This window comes from Candidatus Pelagibacter sp. (assembly GCF_052049835.1).
Lineage (GTDB): Bacteria > Pseudomonadota > Alphaproteobacteria > Pelagibacterales > Pelagibacteraceae > Pelagibacter.
Genome location: NZ_JBNGZF010000017.1, coordinates 138,319 through 154,825 on the forward strand (window position 1 = coordinate 138,319; position 16,507 = coordinate 154,825).

Genomic DNA, 16,507 nt, shown 5'->3' on the forward strand with positions numbered 1-16,507 from the left:
AACATGCAAATTGTTAACGATAAAGGATGTAGTTGGATTAATGATTTAAACCCAAGATCAAATATAAAAGTTCTAAATAAAAATGAAGAATGTGACTGGATTATTATTGGAGCAGGTTATACAGGATTATCTGCAGCAAGAAAATTAGGTCAACTTCACCCAAATCAAAAAATATTATTAGTTGATGCTCAGCGAGCAGGAGAGGGTGCTAGTTCAAGAAACTCAGGCTACTTAGTCGATACAACACTTAATGATGGTTTTACTTCTAATAAAGAATTAGATAATAATAAAAAAAAGGCAGACATTTATAAATTAGGAATAGAGAGCGTCAAAAGATTTATTAAAGAATATCAAGTAGATTGTGATTGGAATGAGTGTGGAAAATATTTTGCTTCTTCAAATTTAGGGGATAAAAAAATATTAGAAAATTTTTCTAACACCCTATCTAAATTAGGTTTTGAACATAATTTATTTTTTCACGAGGAGCTTAAAAAAAGATTTGGTACTAATTTTTATAAAATTGCTCTTCATACCAAAGGAGGTATTTTACTACATCCAGGTAAATTAGTTAGAGCTATGATTGACACCTTGCCTAAAAATATAAATCTTTATGAAAATTCTTTATTATTAAAATGGGAGAAGGTTAAAGACACAGTTGTTTGTAAATTTAAAAATGGTTTAATTAAAACCAAAAAAATTATTTTTGCTACAAATGGATTTCTGAAGTCTTTAGGAATAAAATCAAATTATAATTTTCCAATTACTTTGACAGCTAGTATGACAAGATCTTTATCAGATGAAGAGTTTATATCTCTTGGTGAGCCTAAAGAGTGGGGAGTTTTACCTGTAAGACCAATGGGGGCCACTATAAGAATGACTAAGGATAGAAGAATTTTAATTAGAAATACTGCAGAAGTTTATAATCCTTATCAGATGTCTAAATCTGAATTAACTAAAAGGTCATTAAAACAAAAGATTGGAATTAAAAAAAGATTTCCAGAATTACCAGATGATATTATCCAATTTTCTTGGTCAGGTGTTGTTTCAAGAACGAGAAATAGTTCTCAAATTTTTGAAAAAATAGATGATAATATATTTGTTGCAGGTTGTTATAATGGCTCTGGTATTGGAGTTGGCACTTTATTTGGAGAGCAAATTGCGATTAAAGCAAGTAATGAAAATACAAAAGAGATAGAAATTATTGAGGCAAGAAATAAACCCACTTGGCTTCCTCCTGATCCAATTTTAAGTTATGGAGTTAGAGCTAGGTTGATTTACGAACGTTTCAGAGCAAAATCTGAGATCTAGTTTAAGACAGACATGGGATCAAGTCGTGTTTGAAACCAATTCACTCTAAAATCCAAATGTGGTCCTGTTGATCTTCCTGTTGATCCTACAGTTCCTATTACATCACCTTGATTAATTTGATCACCAACTGAGACCAAAACATTTTCTAAATGAGAATATATTGTGGATATCCCATGACCATGATCCATTATAACTGTGCCACCAGTATAGTATAAATCATCTTCAGCCATAGTAACTACACCCGAACCAGAAGATTTAATCATCGTTCCTTGTTTAGCTGCAATATCTATTCCGTAGTGAGGCCATCTTGGCTTACCATTTAAAATTCTTTGACTACCATAAACACCGCTAATTATACCTTCAACTGGCATAATAAATTTTTCTTTAAAAAATTGCAGATTAGAATTTATTGCTCTTGCTTCCCCAATTGCATTATTTTCTTTTTTAATTCTTTTATAAACAGACTCAGGAGGGGTTACTTTACTTTCTGCCAAACCATCTATTCTTTGTATATTATATTTCCTCTTTAAAACTTTTTTTATAGTTATTGATTTTTTTCCATCAATAATTTTTGTAAATGTTAAGTCGTATTTTTGATCTCGATCTATACCAAAAACAAAAAAACCATCTTTTGAAACTTTTACTTCTTTTTTTCCAACCAAAATTTTAGCGCTGGGATCAGTTTTACCTAATATAAAATGACCTTGGAGAAATTTACCTTGAAATTCAATAGCTTTTGCAGGCGATATAAAAATTAAAAAAACAAAAAAAAATCTATAAATTATTGAGCTGTCCATCCACCATCTATAATTATTGATGTTCCTGTAATCATTGAAGATGCTGATGATGCCAAAAAACAAACAGTAGTGGCAACATCACTTTCAGTAGCTGCTTTACCCATAGGAATATTTCCAAGAGCTAATTTTTTAAACTTTTTGTTTTTAAAAAATTTTTTAACCATCGGTGTTTCAACAAAAGTAGGTGCCACTGTATTAACTCTGATATTTTTTTTAGCTAATTCAACACCCATACCTTTAGTCAATCCCTCAATTCCAAATTTAGTCATATTATATACATTTCTTCCACCCATACCAACATGACCAAGCTGTGATGACATATTTATAATTGAACCAGGTCTTTTGTTATTTTTAAGCATCTTTTTTACCACAATTTGAGCTACGTTAAATGCTGCCTTAAGATTTAAATCTACAAGATAATTCATACTTTGTTGTTTTATTTTTTCAAAGGGTTCAGGAATGTTAGTTCCAGCATTATTTATCAACACATCAATAATTTTAATTTTATCTAATTTTTGTTTTAAATCTTCATAGTTCATTACATCGCATGAAACCTTAATAATCTTCCCTTTAACTTTTTTGATATCCTTTTCTAATTTATTAAGATCCGAAGATGTTCTACTTAAAGCTATAACCGTTGCACCCGCCTCAGCTAACGCTATTGAACACGCTCTTCCCAATCCCTTTCCTGCACCAGTAACTAAAGCATATTTATTTTTAAGATTTATTTTTTGAAGATACATTAAAAGAATAATATTTTAATATCTGTGTAAATCAACTCAACTGCTACGATTAAAATGGCTAATAATCCAAGCCAAGCTATCCATCTATATTTTTTAATCCATCCAGAAATTAAAGTTGCTGCAGTTGCCATTAAAACAATTGATAAAACTAACCCAAAAACAAGAAGTCCATAATGTTCACCAGCTGCACCTGCTACACCCAGGACATTATCCAAACTCATTGTAAAATCAGCTAATAGAACGGTCCAAATAGCCTTTAAAAAACTAGAGCTATCTACTTTAATGTCTTCTTCGGTCTCCGAGCCTTTTATTACATCCACATAAAGTTTGTAAACAATATAAAGGAGCAGCAATCCTCCTATTAATCTCAAACCTGTAATTTGTAAAAGATATGCGGTAAGCAATGTTAAAATAATTCTTAAAATAACTGCACCACCAATTCCCCAGAAAATAACTTTTTTTCTTTGTTCTGGTGGAAATTTAGATGCAACCATTCCAATTATAATTGCATTGTCTCCAGCTAAAACTAAATCAATGAGAATAATTTGAGTTAATATTGCAATTTGCTCAGGTGTAAAAAATTCTGCAAACATTATTGTTCTAGTATCATGTCTGCACCTTTTTCTGCAATCATTATTGTTGGGGCATTTGTATTACCTGAAGTGATGTTTGGCATTATTGATGCATCTATAACTCTTAAATTATTAACACCTCTAACCTTAAGTTTTTCATCTACTACAGACATTTCATCTTGACCCATTTTACAGGTTCCCACTGGGTGAAAAATAGTTTGTGCATAATTAGAGGCTTCTTTAACTAACTCCTCATCGTCATTTAAATGAATACCAGGTCTGTATTCTTCTGGGGTATATTTTTTGAAAGTTTCAGACTCCATTATAATTTTTCTGGTTAATTTAAGCCCTTTAGCTGCAATCATTCTATCGTGATCAGTTGATAGATAGTTTTGCTTTATTTTTGCATAAGTTCTTGAGTCTTTATCAACAATGCTAACATGCCCTCTACTTGTTGGTCTGATATTTGAAACAGTAGGGGTGAATGCATGAAAATCATGATTTTTTGTTGCTCCCAACGTATCCATACTCATGGGTTGAACATGCCATTGTAAATCTGGTAGCTCTAAAGATGGATCGCTTTTAGCAAACATACATAGTTGACTAGCACCCATAGTCATCGGGCCGCTTCTTTTAAAAATGTATTCTAGGCCAATCATTAAATTTCCAAATAAACTATTTACTTTTTTATTTAAGGATTTTAATCCATTAATTTTATAAATTGGTCTAAGCATTAAATGATCATGTAAGTTTTCTCCAACCCCATTTAAATTTTGCACCATATCAATCCCAAGATTTTTTAATTTTTCAGAATTTCCTATTCCAGAAACTTGTAAAATTTGAGGAGATCCAATAGCCCCTGATGAAATTATAATTTCTTTATTTGCTTGTACTTTTTTTAATTCATTTCCTTCCCAATACTCAATTTCTTTAGCAGTTTTATTTTCAAAATTTATTTTTTTGACATGTGAATGAGTTAAAATTTTTAAATTTTTCCTGCTCTTGACTGGGTTTAAATATCCAACTGCTGTGCTACATCTAAAGCCATTCTTTTCAGTTACTTGGAAATAACCACAGCCATGATTATCACCAGTATTAAAATCTTTTGTTTTTGGAATACCAAATTCTTCGGCAGCATTTTGAAATTCATCTAAAAGAGGTAGATGTATTCTTTGATCTGAAACAGATAAAGGACCTCCAATACCATGGAACTCATTTTTTCCTCTTTCTTGGTTTTCTGCTTTGATAAAATAAGGCAAAACATCATCCCATCCCCAGCCAGTATTACCTAATTGTCTCCAAATATCATAATCTCTGTGTTGACCTCTAATATAAAGCAGACCATTGATAGAAGAACTGCCTCCTAATGTTTTTCCTCTAGGATACCTAATAGAAATATTGTTCATGCTCTCATCAGGCTCTGTTTTGTAGCACCAATCAGTCTTTGGGTTGTGCATTGTTTTGAAGTAACCAACAGGAATATGTATCCAAGGGTAATTATCCTTGCCACCAGCTTCAATTAATAACACTTTATTTGTGGGATTTTCAGACAACCTGTTAGCAAGCACACACCCTGCAGATCCTGCTCCAAGAATTATAAAATCGAAATTATCCATATTAGAACTCTTATAAATTAAATTTTTTTTATTTATTATATTTCTGTACACAATAATATCCAAATAATCCAATATTAGCACTTGTTTTAGATTTCATTCTTTGACAAGCTTTTATTTTTAAAAATATAGAGAGGGAAAAACGATATGAAAAAAATCATTTCAATGTTATTTGCAGTTGCTATGGTATTTGGATTTATTTCAAATGCAAATGCTGCAAAAACACTAAAATGTCAGACAGTTCTAAACACTAAAGCTGATGAAGTTAAAATGTTAAAGGACTTTACTGATACAGTAACTGAATTAACTGGTGGATCTCTTAAATTTGAAATCTTGCCTGCTGGAGCAGTTGTTGGAGTTAAGGAAACTCTAGATGCTGTTGACAAAGGTTTGATTGACTGTGGATTTGCATGGACTCACTATTGGTCAGGTGAACACCCTGCTGCAATGCTATTTGGTTCTCCAGTAGCTGGTGGCGGAATAGGTATAGACAACTTAGCGTTTCTATCTTGGTTCCAATATGGTGGTGGAAAAGCACTTTATGATCAATTATGGAAAGAGATGAACAGAGACATTAAAGGATTTATGCTTCAACCTGTTGGACCGGAAGCTTTAGGTTGGTTTCCAAAACCAATTAAAGATATGGCTGACTTTAGAAAGTATAAATTTAGAACGCCTCCAGGTATTCCGGGACAAACTTATAAAGACATCGGTATAGCATCTGTCGCTATGGGTGGTGGAGATATTCTACCAGCTTTAGAAGCAGGAACTATTGATGCTGCTGAATGGTGTTGTCCAAAACCAGACTTAACGTTTGGTTTCCAAAAAGTATTAAAGCACTACTACTTACAAGGTTTACACCAAGTAGTCGTAAATGCTGACTTTTATATTACTGGAAAAACATATGATGCTATGACTGCACATGAGAAGAAGTCTCTTGAAGTTGCTGCGGATGCGTCTTTGATAAAATCTTTAAGTTATAGAATTTTATCAAATGGTGAAGCTTTGCAAGAACTTACAACAAAACATGGAGTGATTTTAGAAGATACTCCATCTGACTACTTCACTGAGTATATGGCAGCTGCTAAAGCAACTTTGAATAAAAATGCTGAAAAAAATGCATTTTTCAAAGAAGTTTATGACTCCATGAAAGTATTTGCTGATAAAGCAGTTCCTTTCTGGAGTGGTGCTCAAATGTCTAATGCGAAGCTAGGAATGGCTCACGCAGCAACATTAAAGTAATCATTAAATAATCTTTACGTTAGAGCGGACTTAATAGTCCGCTCTAATTTTTTATATGAAATTTTATGGCAGACGAACCAGGTAAATTAGATATATCAGATGAAATGATTGCCGAAAGGCGAGGTGGTTCAGGAAAAATGCCAGAGGATATGCCTACTTGGATGGCAAAGTCCATAATTAGCATAGATAAATTTAGTAAGTGGATTGGTAATGTGGTTTGTTGGATATTAATGCCACTTATTTTTGCTATGACCTATGAGGTACTAGCAAGAAAATTATTTTTAGCACCAACAATATGGGCTTATGATATAAGCAGATTTTTATATGGAGCTCTTTTTATGCTGGGTGCAGGTTATGCACTTTCAAGAGGAGTTCATATTAGAGCAGATTTTTTGTACAGAAATTTTAAAATTAAAAATCAAGGATTAATTGATTTTTGGCTGTATCTACTATTTTATTTCCCAGGTCTTATTGTCTTTTTATATATGACTTTTGGATTTGTTGTGGAGTCTATCCAAAGAGGTGAAAGAGGAATGGATACTACCTGGATGCCATATATGTGGCCAATTAAAACGTGCTTGTTAATTGGAATTATATTTTTACTTATCCAGGGATTTTCAGAATTACTTAAGAGTTACTGGGCAGCCAAAAAGGGTGAGTGGCCAGGAGAAGATAAATGATAGCAGAATTAATTGATCCAGCTATTTTAGGTTTTATTTTAGTTGGAGTAATGCTTTTTGCAATTTTTGTTGGATTTCCAATTTCTTTCACATTAATTTTTTTAGGTTTTGTATTTGGTTATTTAGGATTTGGAAAATTAGTTTTTTATTTAATGACGCTCCAATTTTCGATGGTGATGACTGAACAAACTCTCGCTGCCGTTCCACTCTTTGTATTTATGGGAATAATGATGGAACAAGCAGGTTTAATGGAAAGGTTATTTTCAGCTTTTCAAATGATGTTAGCTAGAGTTAAGGGCTCACTATACTACGCAGTATTATTTGTTTCGGTTATTTTTGCAGCTGCAACCGGAATAGTTGGTGCCTCAGTTACTATCTTGGGAATTATGGCTGCAAAATCAATGAACAGATCAAATTACGATGTAAAACTTGCTGCAGGTACAATTACAGCTGGCGGAACTTTGGGAATATTAATTCCACCAAGTATCATGCTTGTAGTTATGGGGCCAATAATGGAAATTCCAGTAATAGATTTATTTGCTGCTGCAATTATTCCAGGAATTCTTCTTGCAAGTTTATATGCAGGCTACACCACAATTAGATGTATGATAAACCCAAAACTTGGGCCCGTTCTCCCAGAAGAAATGCGAGCTAGTAGCATGAAAGAAGTTTGGATTGAGTTTTTTTTAGGTTTAGTTCCACCCGCAGCATTAGTTTTTGCAGCATTAGGAAGTATTTTATTTGGTTTTGCTACACCGACAGAGGCTGCTGGGTGTGGTGCAATGGGTGCATTGCTACTTTCATTAGCATATAAAAAATTAACATTATCAAAACTTCAAGAAGCTTTAGTTAAAACTTTAGAAATCACAGCTTTGATTATGGTTTTAGTTGCTGCCTCAAATTTTTTTGGAGCAGTATTTGCCAGATTGGGAACACCAACTTTATTAACAGAATTTTTATTAGGTTTAGAAATGAATAAATATCTGATCTTAGGAATGATTATGGTCATGATATTTTTGCTAGGTTGGCCATTAGAATGGGTACCGATAGTTATGATTATTGTTCCAATCATTTTGCCATTAGTAGAAGCGTTAGGATTTAATTTAACTTGGTTTGCAATACTAGTAGCTGTTAATCTCCAGACTGCCTGGCTATCTCCACCTGTTGCACTCTCAGCATATTTTTTAAAAGGTGTAGTTCCAGAGTGGGATTTAAAAGATATTTATTACGGAATGATGCAATTTATGGTTCTACAAGTAATAGGTTTAATTTTAATAATTATATTTCCTCAGATTGCTCTATGGTTACCAACTCTCTTATATGGACAGTAGAATTTATTAGTTTAAAATAAATTTAGTGAATCAGCCAAAAGTAAAATACTCTCTTTCTAATTGGGATTTAGTCACAGTAAATCCAAATTATAAAACTTGGAATTGGAAAGATTTATTTTGTTTTTGGGGCGCCAATGTACAAAGCGTAATCGGTTTCTCTTTAATATCCTCTTTATACTTAATATATAGTTTAAATATTTTTGTAGTTTTTTTTGGCATCATATTAGGATCTTTTTTTGTATATTTATTTTCAAATATTATCGGAAAACCTTCCCAAAAATTTGGTTTACCTTTTGCAGTATTATTAAGATCTTCGTTAGGATTTAATGGTGCTAAATTATTTGGATTAATCAGAAGTTTGGTTGGGATTTTTTTATTTGGTATCCAAACTTATTTTTTATCTAAAATATTAGTTTACCTGATAAGGATAATAATTTTTTCAATTGATAATTCTTTATTGGAGCAAGAAATTTTCATTATTTTTTATTTTGGTTTAAATATTATTGACTGGTTTGCAATAGTAATAACAATTATTTTACAGACTTTGTTTTTTACTGTTGGGATGCAGTACAATAAGAAAATAATTAATTTCTCTGCAATGACAGTCTACTCAGGTATGCTTATTTTTTTCTTTGTTGTTTTATTAAGTGATGTAAAAATAACTACCGAAGCTTTTTCAAATATTTTTAATTTAAATAATTTTTTAGATGTTAATAATTTAGCGCCTTTAATGACTGTTGCTGGAACAATATTTGCCTATTTTTCAATTTTAATAATTAGTTTTGGTGATTTTTCTAGATATGTAAAAAATGAGCAAGAATTAAAAAAAGGAAACTTAAGTTTAATTTTGAATTTAATTATTTTTTCATTTTTATCTGTTTTCATTGTTATAGGGTCCGATGTTTTTCTTAATCAAAAATTTTCAGATATAGACAGAATTTTTACCAATCCAACAGATATAGTGGGAAAGTTTGATAATATACAAATAACAATAGTCGTTCTATTTTTTATTATAATTGCTTCAGCTTCTACAAATTTAGTTGCGAATTTCATCCCATCTCAATACTCTCTAATAAACTTTGCTCCTTCAATATTAAGTTTAAAAAGCGCAAGTTATTTAATTGCTTTTTTTGGTTTGATGATCGCAATATTCTGGCTGACTATATTGAGCCAAATAGGAATTTTATCATTTGTTGATACTTTTGGTGCTTTCTTTGGTCCTTTATTTGGAGTTATGGCAGCTGATTATTATTTAATTAAAAATAAAGAATTAAGCAATAAAGATTTATATTCTATAGATAAAGAGAGCGCTTATTATTATTCAGGTGGTTGGCATATAAAAGGTATTTATTCTTTAATCATTGGATTTATATTTTCAGCGTCTACAATTTGGAACACTAATTTAATGTTTTTACAGTCTTACGCTTGGATAATAGGTGCATTTGTTGCCTGGATAACATACTACTTGTTAGCAAAAAAATAGTTTTTAATGCACACATTTGATTTTAAAAATAGAACAGCTGTAGTTACTGGTGGAGCCCAAGGGTTTGGTTTAGATGTTGCAAAAAGATTTTTAGAGTCCGGTGCTAAAGTATTTATATGGGATATCGATGAAAAGCTTCTTAAATCAGCAGTTGATGAAGTAAAAAACCCTAACTTATTTTATAGTGTCGTTGATATATCAAATTATCACGATGTAGAGAAAAATGTTGCAGACATAACCTCAAAATCAAATATAGATATTTTAATCAATAATGCTGGGATAACAGGTCCTACAGGTCCTTTGTGGGAGTATGATGTCGAAATGTGGAATAAAATAGTACAGATAAATTTAATGGGTACTTTTAACTGCTGTCGAGCAATTGTCCCAAATATGATTAAAAACAACTATGGAAGAATTGTTAATGTAGCTTCTGTTGCAGGTAAAGATGGTAATGCAAATGCAAGCGCATATAGCTCTGGAAAAGCTGGTACAATTGGGTTGACTAAAGCTTTGGGTAAAGAATTAGCTGACAAAGACATAGCAGTAAACGCTGTTACCCCAGCTGGTGCCAAAACTAGAATTTTAGATCAGATGAGTAAGGAACACGTACAAAGAATGTTATCTAAGGTCCCGAGAGGAAGATTTCTTGAAATACATGAGTTTACTTCATTAGTTTGCTGGCTTTCTTCTCAAGAGAACACTTTTTCTACAGCTGCGGTATTTGATATAAGTGGTGGTAGATCTACATATTAGTCTCAAAAATTTGAAACTATTTTATGATTTTTATTTTGATTTTTAACTGAATTTTTACCCATAACTGGTGCTGTAATCATTATTGACCAATATATCAGAAGTATAAATACAGAAATTATTTTCACATTTTCTATCTAACAATCAATTTTGAACTTAGAATGTTGAAATTGTGACTGAATATTGAATTTATAAATAATCTATCTATAAGAAGAACATGTTAAAAATTTTTTATATTTTAATTACATCTTTATTCTTTCTTAACTCTGCAAATGCAGAAATTGTAAAAGTTTTTGAATTTACTGAAAAAGAATTGTCAGCACTCGAAATACGTAAAGTAAGAGGAGCAGATAACAAAACAGTTTATTCTATTGGATCAAATGAGAATGGTAATTTTTTAAAAGCAGTAGCTGATAATGCTGCTTCTGGCCTAGGAAAAGAGATCAAAATTGACCTAAATAAAACGCCTTTTATCAATATTACATGGAAAATTGAGAAAAACCTTCATGGAATTAAAGAGAATACGAAAAAAGGACATGATTATGCCGCCCGTGTTTTTGCTATTAAAAAAACTGGAGCCACACCTTTGTCAAATAGAGCAATTAATTATGTTTTTTCAAGTAATAGTGAAGTTGGTGAAAATAGACCCAGTCCATATACAAAAAAATCAATAGACAATGTATTAGCAACTACTAAAGACAACTTAAATGAATGGGTAACAGTTAAAGCCAATGTTAAAGAAGATTTTAAAAAATTTCATGATTTAGATGTGAATGAATTAGATGGCCTAGCTATAATGGCTGATACTGATAATTCTAAAATGAAATCAATTGCTTATTTTCAAAATATTTATTTTTCATCAGATTAATTAATATTTTAGATACTTTTTTAATCCAATACTTAAAAACGATAATAAAATAGCTGCGATAACATCAGCGATTGGAATTGCATTTGGAAATCCAAAGTTCCATAAAATTACTCCGATTAACCAAATTATATAAATTTTCATCTTAGATATTATATCTTAGTTTCTATTAAATTTTTATTTATTTGATATTATTAATTTATGCATAAAAACTTTACTCATAATGTAAAAGTGTATTATGAGGACACAGACGCTGGTGGAGTCGTGTACTATGCTAACTATTTAAAATATTTAGAAAGAGCCAGAACTGAAGCTTTATCAACTATTGGATTAAGCAATACAAAAATAAAAAAAGATTTTGGTGCTCTTATAATTGTTAAATCGTGTAATATTGAATATAAAAAATCTGCATATTTAGAAGATGATTTACATGTTAAATCTTTTGTAGACTCTACTTCAAAAACTTCTTTTATAATGAATCAATCAATATTTAAAGATGAAGAATTGATCGTAGAAGCTAAAATTCATCTAGTATTTATAAATGAAAAATTTAAGCCAGTTAAAATTCCAGAAAAAATCTTATCGGACTTTAAACCCTACACTTCTAGCTCATAGATATTTTTTTAACTTTTTTAAATAAATCTACAACCATTTTTTCAGATAAAAGTTTAGTATTTACATTTCTAGGGCTAGGGTGATAACAGGCAATTAGTTTAATATTTCCTGGTAGTAGATAGGATTTTCCATGAATAAATTTTATCTTTTCTTTTAAATTATATTTTTTTTTATAAAATTTAACACAATTATCAAATGCCACTTTTCCTAATGCAATAATAGTTTTTAATTTTTTCAAATTATAAATCTCAATATCAAAGTATTTTGAACAATTATTAAGCTCGTTTATTTTGGGTTTATCACCTGGAGGAACACATTTTAAAATATTAGTTATATATGTTGATTTTAATTTAAGACCATCATTTAGATTTTCTGAATTTGGTTGATTTGAAATTTTAGCTTTAAATAAACATTTAAATAAAAAATCTCCAGATTTATCTCCTGTGAACGCTCTTCCTGTTCGTGTACCACCATGGGCTGCTGGAGCTAATCCAATTATTAAAATTTTTGCATCTACCTCTCCAAAACCTGTAACTGGTTTTCCCCAGTAGGTTTCATTCATATTTTGTTTTCTTTTTTCTGTTGAAATTTTTTTTACAAAATTAACAAGCCTTGGACATTTTTTACATTTAAGAATTATTTTATTTAAACTATTAATTTTATTATTCATAAATGAAAATTTTAAATTATTTAGTCATAATATTTATATGCATTAATCCTTCAGTTAAAGCAGATTCAAAAAAAATTTTAATAGATGAATTCCAAAAGGGTGGAAAATTAATTTTCATAAGACATGCTTATGCCCCTGGTGGCGGCGATCCAGATAATTTCGATATTAACGATTGTACAACTCAAAGAAATTTAAGTGATAGTGGTAGAGTTCAATCAAAAAAAATTGGTAATTTTTTTAAGAAAAATAAAATATCAATTGGAAAAGTTTATTCTAGTGAATGGTGTCGATGTAAAGAAACGGCATTTATTGCATTTAAAGAATATGAAACTAAAAATTTTCTAAACTCTTTTTTTAGTACAAAATTTGCAAATAATAGAGAAAAGCAAATAATTGATTTTAATAAATTTCTTAGTACTTGGGATAAAGATCAAAACTTAGTTTTCGTCACTCATTATGTGGTGATTTCTGAAATTTTAAATTACGCACCATCATCTGGAGAGATTGTTGTTTCAGATAAAAGTTTAAAAGTTATTGATACTTTAGAAATTGAATATTAAACTAAATCATCATGTCATCTAAAAGAGCAATGAGACAAGCACAAAAACAGGCATACGCAAAGCATCGTTCAAACATTACAAATAGTAGATTTGAACTCAAAAAAAAGTTTTTAACAAAAAATAAAGAAGTAAAAAAAAATAAAGATTAACTTTGTTGATCAAATTTTTCTATTTTTTTACAAGTTGACATTTTTGATAAACTTTCAACGTCGTTTAAAACAGCTTTGATATAAATATTTGGTTTATCTTTTTCAAATAATATTTGTGTATAAAATTGTGGATATCCATGCTTAAGTGTAAGTATTTTTCCATTTTCCTCATAAATATTTCTCACATAGGAGTTTTTCTTTTTAACGCTTAAATCAGTGACCTTATATTTTTGATAAGTTTTTTCATTATAAACGTAATTGCGTGTCATAATTAATTCATTAAGATTTAAAATGTATTCATTTTTTAAAAAACCGTCCTCTTTATGATCACATTTGCTTAACACAATTATTTCTGAGTGAGAATTAAAGGATATAAAAAAAATTGATAAAAAAAATATTAAAAACTTATTTTCTCTCATTCTTATCTACAAAAAATAAAGCTATAATAAATATTACAGTCCATGCAAATACAGACAATGTTTTAAAAGGGGTGGTATCTGCTCCCCAAACATCAAAGAATAAAGCACCAATAATTATACCTATAGCGTAGATAATACTTACAATTTTAACTTTACTCATATTTTATATTATTCTTTGATTAAGTTTTTCTTGAAAAGAGACATACCATTCTTGATTTTATAAGAGTAAGATTCTTTAAAACTCTCAAGCTGCCAACCAGTCAGCCTTTTTTCAATTTGAATTATATTTTCTTTTTTCCAATCATCAGTTGTTTCTTCAAGCTTCCAAAGTCGTTTTTCCTCATTACTTCTTCCACAACCATAACAATAGCCTGTTGATGGATCAGTTTTACAAATACTTATACAAGGTGAAATAATCATTTTTAATAAATTAGTATAAATTTTATTAGATAAATAGATAATTTTTTAACAATTGTCATTGGACAAATAGTTTCAATAATATATAAAACCTCGTAATTTGTGGGGCGATGGCGGAATTGGTAGACGCGTTGGTCTTAGGAACCAATATGGCAACATGTGAAGGTTCGAGTCCTTTTCGCCCTACCATTAAAATATTATGAAAGTTACAGTAGAAAATAAAAAAGGTTTAAATAAAAACCTTAAAGTTTTTGTCGATAAAGAGACAATGAACTCTTATATGGATGAAAAATATGAAGAGATAAAAGGTAGTGTAAATCTTAAAGGATTTAGACCAGGCAAAGTTCCAAAAGAAATTTTAAAAAGACAATTTGGTAAAGCAGTTTTCGGAGAAGTTTTAGATAAAGTTTTAAAAGAAACATCTACAAAAGCATTAGAGGAAAATAAAATTAAACCAGCTGGTCAACCAAAGCTTGACTTAAAAACATACGGTGAAGATAAAGATCTTGAGTATGTTCTATCAGTCACTGAGTTACCAAAAGTGGAAATCAAATCTTTAGAAAATATTAAATTTGATGAATACACAGTAAAAATTGAAGATAGTGAAACAGACAAAAGAATAAAAGAAATAGCAAAAAATCAACCAAATTTTAAAGAGGTTAGCGCTGATACAAAAGCTAAAAAAGGTGATTTAGTATCCTTAGATTACAAAGCAACTGTTGACGGTAAGGATTTTAAAGGAAGTGAAGGAAAAAATACCCAGCTAACTTTAGGTAAAGATTTATTCTTAAAAGGTTTCGACGATCAATTGATTGGAGTTAAGAAAGATGATGAAAAAATTGTAGAAGCAACTTTGCCAGAAAATTTCCCTGAAAAAGAATTAGTAAATAAAAAAGCTATATTTAATTGTAAAATTTTAAGTGTCAAACAACCAGAAGAGGTAAAAATTGATGATGATTTTGCAAAAAATTTAGGAGCAAAAGATTTAAAAGATTTAAAAATATTAATTTCAAAACAAATAAATGATGAATATAAAAATTCTCTAGATCAATTATCTAAAAACCAAATTCTAAAGGAAATAGAAAAAATTAAGGTAGATGAAATTCCAGAAAATTTAGTTGAGGAAGAGGTTAAAGTTCTTTCACAAGGTATTTCTGGAGAAGAAGCAAAGAAAAATAAAAAAAATTTTGAAGAAAAAGCAAAAACAAGAATTAAAACTGGATTAATTTTAAATGAGTTTGGTGAAAAAAATCAAATCAAAGTTTCAGAACAAGAAATTCAAGCTGAAGTTCAAAAACAATTAAGAATGATGCCTGGACAAGAAAAAATGGTTATGGATTTTTATCAAAAAAACCCATCTGCATTAGCGAGTTTAAGAGGAACCGTATATGAAGAAAAAATTTTAAATTTAATCAAAGAAAAAGGTAAAGCAAATAAAAAAGAAATTTCAAAAGAAGAAGCTGAAAAGATTTTAAAAGAAGCTCATAAGCACGACCATGATCATGACCATAGCCATGGTAAAGAAAAAAAAGAAACTAAGAAAAAATCATCCACAACATCTGCGAAAGAAAAAAAACCTGCAACTAAAAAGGCAAAATCAATGCCAGCAGATAAAAAGTCAAAAAAAGTTAGCAAAAAGTAATCTCAAGTTGTATAAGTAGAACGAATCAACTTATGACAACAAAATTATCAAAGCATATGAGCAATCTTGTACCAATGGTTGTTGAACAATCTAGCAAAGGTGAAAGAGCTTACGATATTTATTCAAGATTATTAAAAGAAAGAATTATTTTTTTAACAGGTCAAATCAATGACAACGTTGCATCATTAGTTACAGCTCAATTATTATTTTTAGAAGCTGAAGATCCAAAAAAAGAAATTTATTTATACATTAATAGCCCAGGAGGTTTGGTTACAGCAGGACTTGGTATTTATGATACAATGCAATATGTGAAACCAGATATTTCAACTTTATGTATTGGTCAAGCTGCCTCTATGGGCTCTTTTTTGCTCGCAGCTGGCACTAAAGGAAAGAGATTTTCATTACCAAATTCTAGAATAATGGTTCATCAACCATCTGCAGGTTTTCAAGGTCAGGCAACTGATATTGAAATTCATGCTAATGAAGTTTTGTCTTTAAAGAAAAGACTTAATGAAATTTATTCAAAGCATACTGGAAAAAGTGTTGAAGAAATAAAATCTGCTCTTGAAAGAGATAATTTTATGACCGCAGATGTCGCACAATCTTTTGGTCTAATTGACGAAGTTGTAGAAAACAGATCTTAATACACAA

General features: G+C 30.1%; 21 protein-coding genes and 1 tRNA gene. 13 read left to right on the plus strand and 9 right to left on the minus strand.

What is annotated here, in order from left to right; genetic code table 11:
- The first annotated feature begins 3 nt into the window (after positions 1-3).
- Positions 4-1,308, plus strand: a complete 1,305-nt coding sequence (locus tag ACTT9R_RS07045) for an NAD(P)/FAD-dependent oxidoreductase (RefSeq protein WP_440927289.1) — start codon at positions 4-6, stop codon at positions 1,306-1,308.
- On the opposite strand, the gene ACTT9R_RS07050 is transcribed toward ACTT9R_RS07045, so the two are convergent.
- Genes ACTT9R_RS07050 through ACTT9R_RS07065 form a run of 4 tightly spaced genes read right to left on the minus strand, consistent with a single transcriptional unit; the run spans position 1,305 to position 5,036 of the window.
- The gene (locus tag ACTT9R_RS07050) at positions 1,305-2,105 is read right to left on the minus strand and encodes a M23 family metallopeptidase (protein WP_440927290.1); all 801 of its coding nucleotides are present in this window, start codon (positions 2,103-2,105) and stop codon (positions 1,305-1,307) included. The two genes, ACTT9R_RS07045 and ACTT9R_RS07050, sit on opposite strands and share 4 nt — an antisense overlap.
- Positions 2,090-2,848 (minus strand): SDR family NAD(P)-dependent oxidoreductase, encoded by a 759-nt coding sequence (locus tag ACTT9R_RS07055; protein WP_440927291.1) that lies wholly within the window; start codon positions 2,846-2,848, stop codon positions 2,090-2,092. The genes ACTT9R_RS07050 and ACTT9R_RS07055 overlap by 16 nt, the downstream gene beginning before the upstream one ends.
- On the minus strand, positions 2,848-3,441 hold the full coding sequence (locus ACTT9R_RS07060) for a TerC family protein (protein ID WP_075485547.1): 594 nt from the start codon (positions 3,439-3,441) through the stop codon (positions 2,848-2,850). Before ACTT9R_RS07060 ends, ACTT9R_RS07055 begins: the two co-directional genes overlap by 1 nt.
- Positions 3,441-5,036 (minus strand): GMC family oxidoreductase, encoded by a 1,596-nt coding sequence (locus ACTT9R_RS07065; RefSeq protein ID WP_440927292.1) that lies wholly within the window; start codon positions 5,034-5,036, stop codon positions 3,441-3,443. The genes ACTT9R_RS07060 and ACTT9R_RS07065 overlap by 1 nt, the downstream gene beginning before the upstream one ends.
- Positions 5,037-5,180: 144 nt before the next feature.
- On the opposite strand from ACTT9R_RS07065, the gene ACTT9R_RS07070 reads away from it, so the two are divergent.
- The 6 genes from ACTT9R_RS07070 to ACTT9R_RS07095 all read left to right on the plus strand — a co-directional run bounded on the left by ACTT9R_RS07070 (position 5,181) and on the right by ACTT9R_RS07095 (position 11,387).
- Positions 5,181-6,275: a TRAP transporter substrate-binding protein gene (locus tag ACTT9R_RS07070; protein ID WP_075485551.1), complete on the plus strand. Its 1,095-nt coding sequence runs from the start codon at positions 5,181-5,183 to the stop codon at positions 6,273-6,275.
- 65 nt (positions 6,276-6,340) lie between these two features.
- Entirely contained in the window at positions 6,341-6,955 is a 615-nt protein-coding gene (locus ACTT9R_RS07075; protein ID WP_440927293.1) for a TRAP transporter small permease subunit, read from the plus strand.
- A complete protein-coding gene (locus ACTT9R_RS07080) occupies positions 6,952-8,286 on the plus strand; it encodes a TRAP transporter large permease (RefSeq protein ID WP_440927294.1) in 1,335 nt (444 codons plus the stop codon). The genes ACTT9R_RS07075 and ACTT9R_RS07080 overlap by 4 nt, the downstream gene beginning before the upstream one ends.
- Before the next feature lie 25 nt (positions 8,287-8,311).
- Positions 8,312-9,769, plus strand: coding sequence for a cytosine permease (locus ACTT9R_RS07085; protein ID WP_440927295.1), 1,458 nt, complete (start codon positions 8,312-8,314; stop codon positions 9,767-9,769).
- 6 nt (positions 9,770-9,775) lie between these two features.
- The gene (locus ACTT9R_RS07090) at positions 9,776-10,522 is read left to right on the plus strand and encodes an SDR family NAD(P)-dependent oxidoreductase (RefSeq protein ID WP_440927296.1); all 747 of its coding nucleotides are present in this window, start codon (positions 9,776-9,778) and stop codon (positions 10,520-10,522) included.
- A 214-nt stretch (positions 10,523-10,736) separates the two neighbouring features.
- A complete protein-coding gene (locus tag ACTT9R_RS07095) occupies positions 10,737-11,387 on the plus strand; it encodes a DUF3047 domain-containing protein (RefSeq protein WP_440927297.1) in 651 nt (216 codons plus the stop codon).
- Here the strand turns inward: ACTT9R_RS07095 and ACTT9R_RS07100 are convergent, their stop codons facing one another.
- Positions 11,388-11,528: a hypothetical protein gene (locus ACTT9R_RS07100; RefSeq protein ID WP_440927298.1), complete on the minus strand. Its 141-nt coding sequence runs from the start codon at positions 11,526-11,528 to the stop codon at positions 11,388-11,390. It lies immediately after the preceding gene.
- A 57-nt stretch (positions 11,529-11,585) separates the two neighbouring features.
- Here ACTT9R_RS07100 and ACTT9R_RS07105 point away from each other — a divergent pair, with 57 nt between their 5' ends.
- On the plus strand, positions 11,586-11,999 hold the full coding sequence (locus tag ACTT9R_RS07105) for a YbgC/FadM family acyl-CoA thioesterase (protein ID WP_440927299.1): 414 nt from the start codon (positions 11,586-11,588) through the stop codon (positions 11,997-11,999).
- On the opposite strand, the gene ACTT9R_RS07110 is transcribed toward ACTT9R_RS07105, so the two are convergent.
- Entirely contained in the window at positions 11,989-12,669 is a 681-nt protein-coding gene (locus ACTT9R_RS07110) for a uracil-DNA glycosylase (RefSeq protein WP_440927300.1), read from the minus strand. The genes ACTT9R_RS07105 and ACTT9R_RS07110 overlap by 11 nt on opposite strands.
- A gap of 2 nt (positions 12,670-12,671) precedes the next feature.
- On the opposite strand from ACTT9R_RS07110, the gene ACTT9R_RS07115 reads away from it, so the two are divergent.
- Complete coding sequence (locus ACTT9R_RS07115; protein WP_440927301.1) at positions 12,672-13,229, plus strand: histidine phosphatase family protein; 558 nt, start codon at positions 12,672-12,674, stop codon at positions 13,227-13,229.
- A gap of 11 nt (positions 13,230-13,240) precedes the next feature.
- On the plus strand, positions 13,241-13,378 hold the full coding sequence (locus ACTT9R_RS07120) for a hypothetical protein (RefSeq protein WP_440927302.1): 138 nt from the start codon (positions 13,241-13,243) through the stop codon (positions 13,376-13,378).
- Here the strand turns inward: ACTT9R_RS07120 and ACTT9R_RS07125 are convergent.
- The 3 genes from ACTT9R_RS07125 to ACTT9R_RS07135 are packed head-to-tail and all read right to left on the minus strand — an operon-like array spanning position 13,375 to position 14,217.
- The gene (locus ACTT9R_RS07125; RefSeq protein ID WP_440927303.1) at positions 13,375-13,797 is read right to left on the minus strand and encodes a hypothetical protein; all 423 of its coding nucleotides are present in this window, start codon (positions 13,795-13,797) and stop codon (positions 13,375-13,377) included. The genes ACTT9R_RS07120 and ACTT9R_RS07125 overlap by 4 nt on opposite strands.
- Positions 13,784-13,957: a hypothetical protein gene (locus ACTT9R_RS07130; RefSeq protein WP_440927304.1), complete on the minus strand. Its 174-nt coding sequence runs from the start codon at positions 13,955-13,957 to the stop codon at positions 13,784-13,786. Before ACTT9R_RS07130 ends, ACTT9R_RS07125 begins: the two co-directional genes overlap by 14 nt.
- Positions 13,958-13,965: 8 nt before the next feature.
- Complete coding sequence (locus tag ACTT9R_RS07135) at positions 13,966-14,217, minus strand: DUF1289 domain-containing protein (protein ID WP_440927305.1); 252 nt, start codon at positions 14,215-14,217, stop codon at positions 13,966-13,968.
- A 101-nt stretch (positions 14,218-14,318) separates the two neighbouring features.
- Between ACTT9R_RS07135 and ACTT9R_RS07140 the strand changes: the two genes are divergently transcribed.
- The 3 genes from ACTT9R_RS07140 (at position 14,319) to clpP (ending at position 16,500) form a co-directional block, all read left to right on the plus strand.
- A tRNA-Leu gene (locus tag ACTT9R_RS07140) sits at positions 14,319-14,403 on the plus strand.
- 10 nt (positions 14,404-14,413) lie between these two features.
- Positions 14,414-15,856: a trigger factor gene (gene tig / locus ACTT9R_RS07145; protein ID WP_440927306.1), complete on the plus strand. Its 1,443-nt coding sequence runs from the start codon at positions 14,414-14,416 to the stop codon at positions 15,854-15,856.
- A 32-nt stretch (positions 15,857-15,888) separates the two neighbouring features.
- Complete coding sequence (clpP, locus tag ACTT9R_RS07150; protein WP_440927307.1) at positions 15,889-16,500, plus strand: ATP-dependent Clp endopeptidase proteolytic subunit ClpP; 612 nt, start codon at positions 15,889-15,891, stop codon at positions 16,498-16,500.
- The last annotated feature ends 7 nt before the right edge of the window (positions 16,501-16,507 follow it).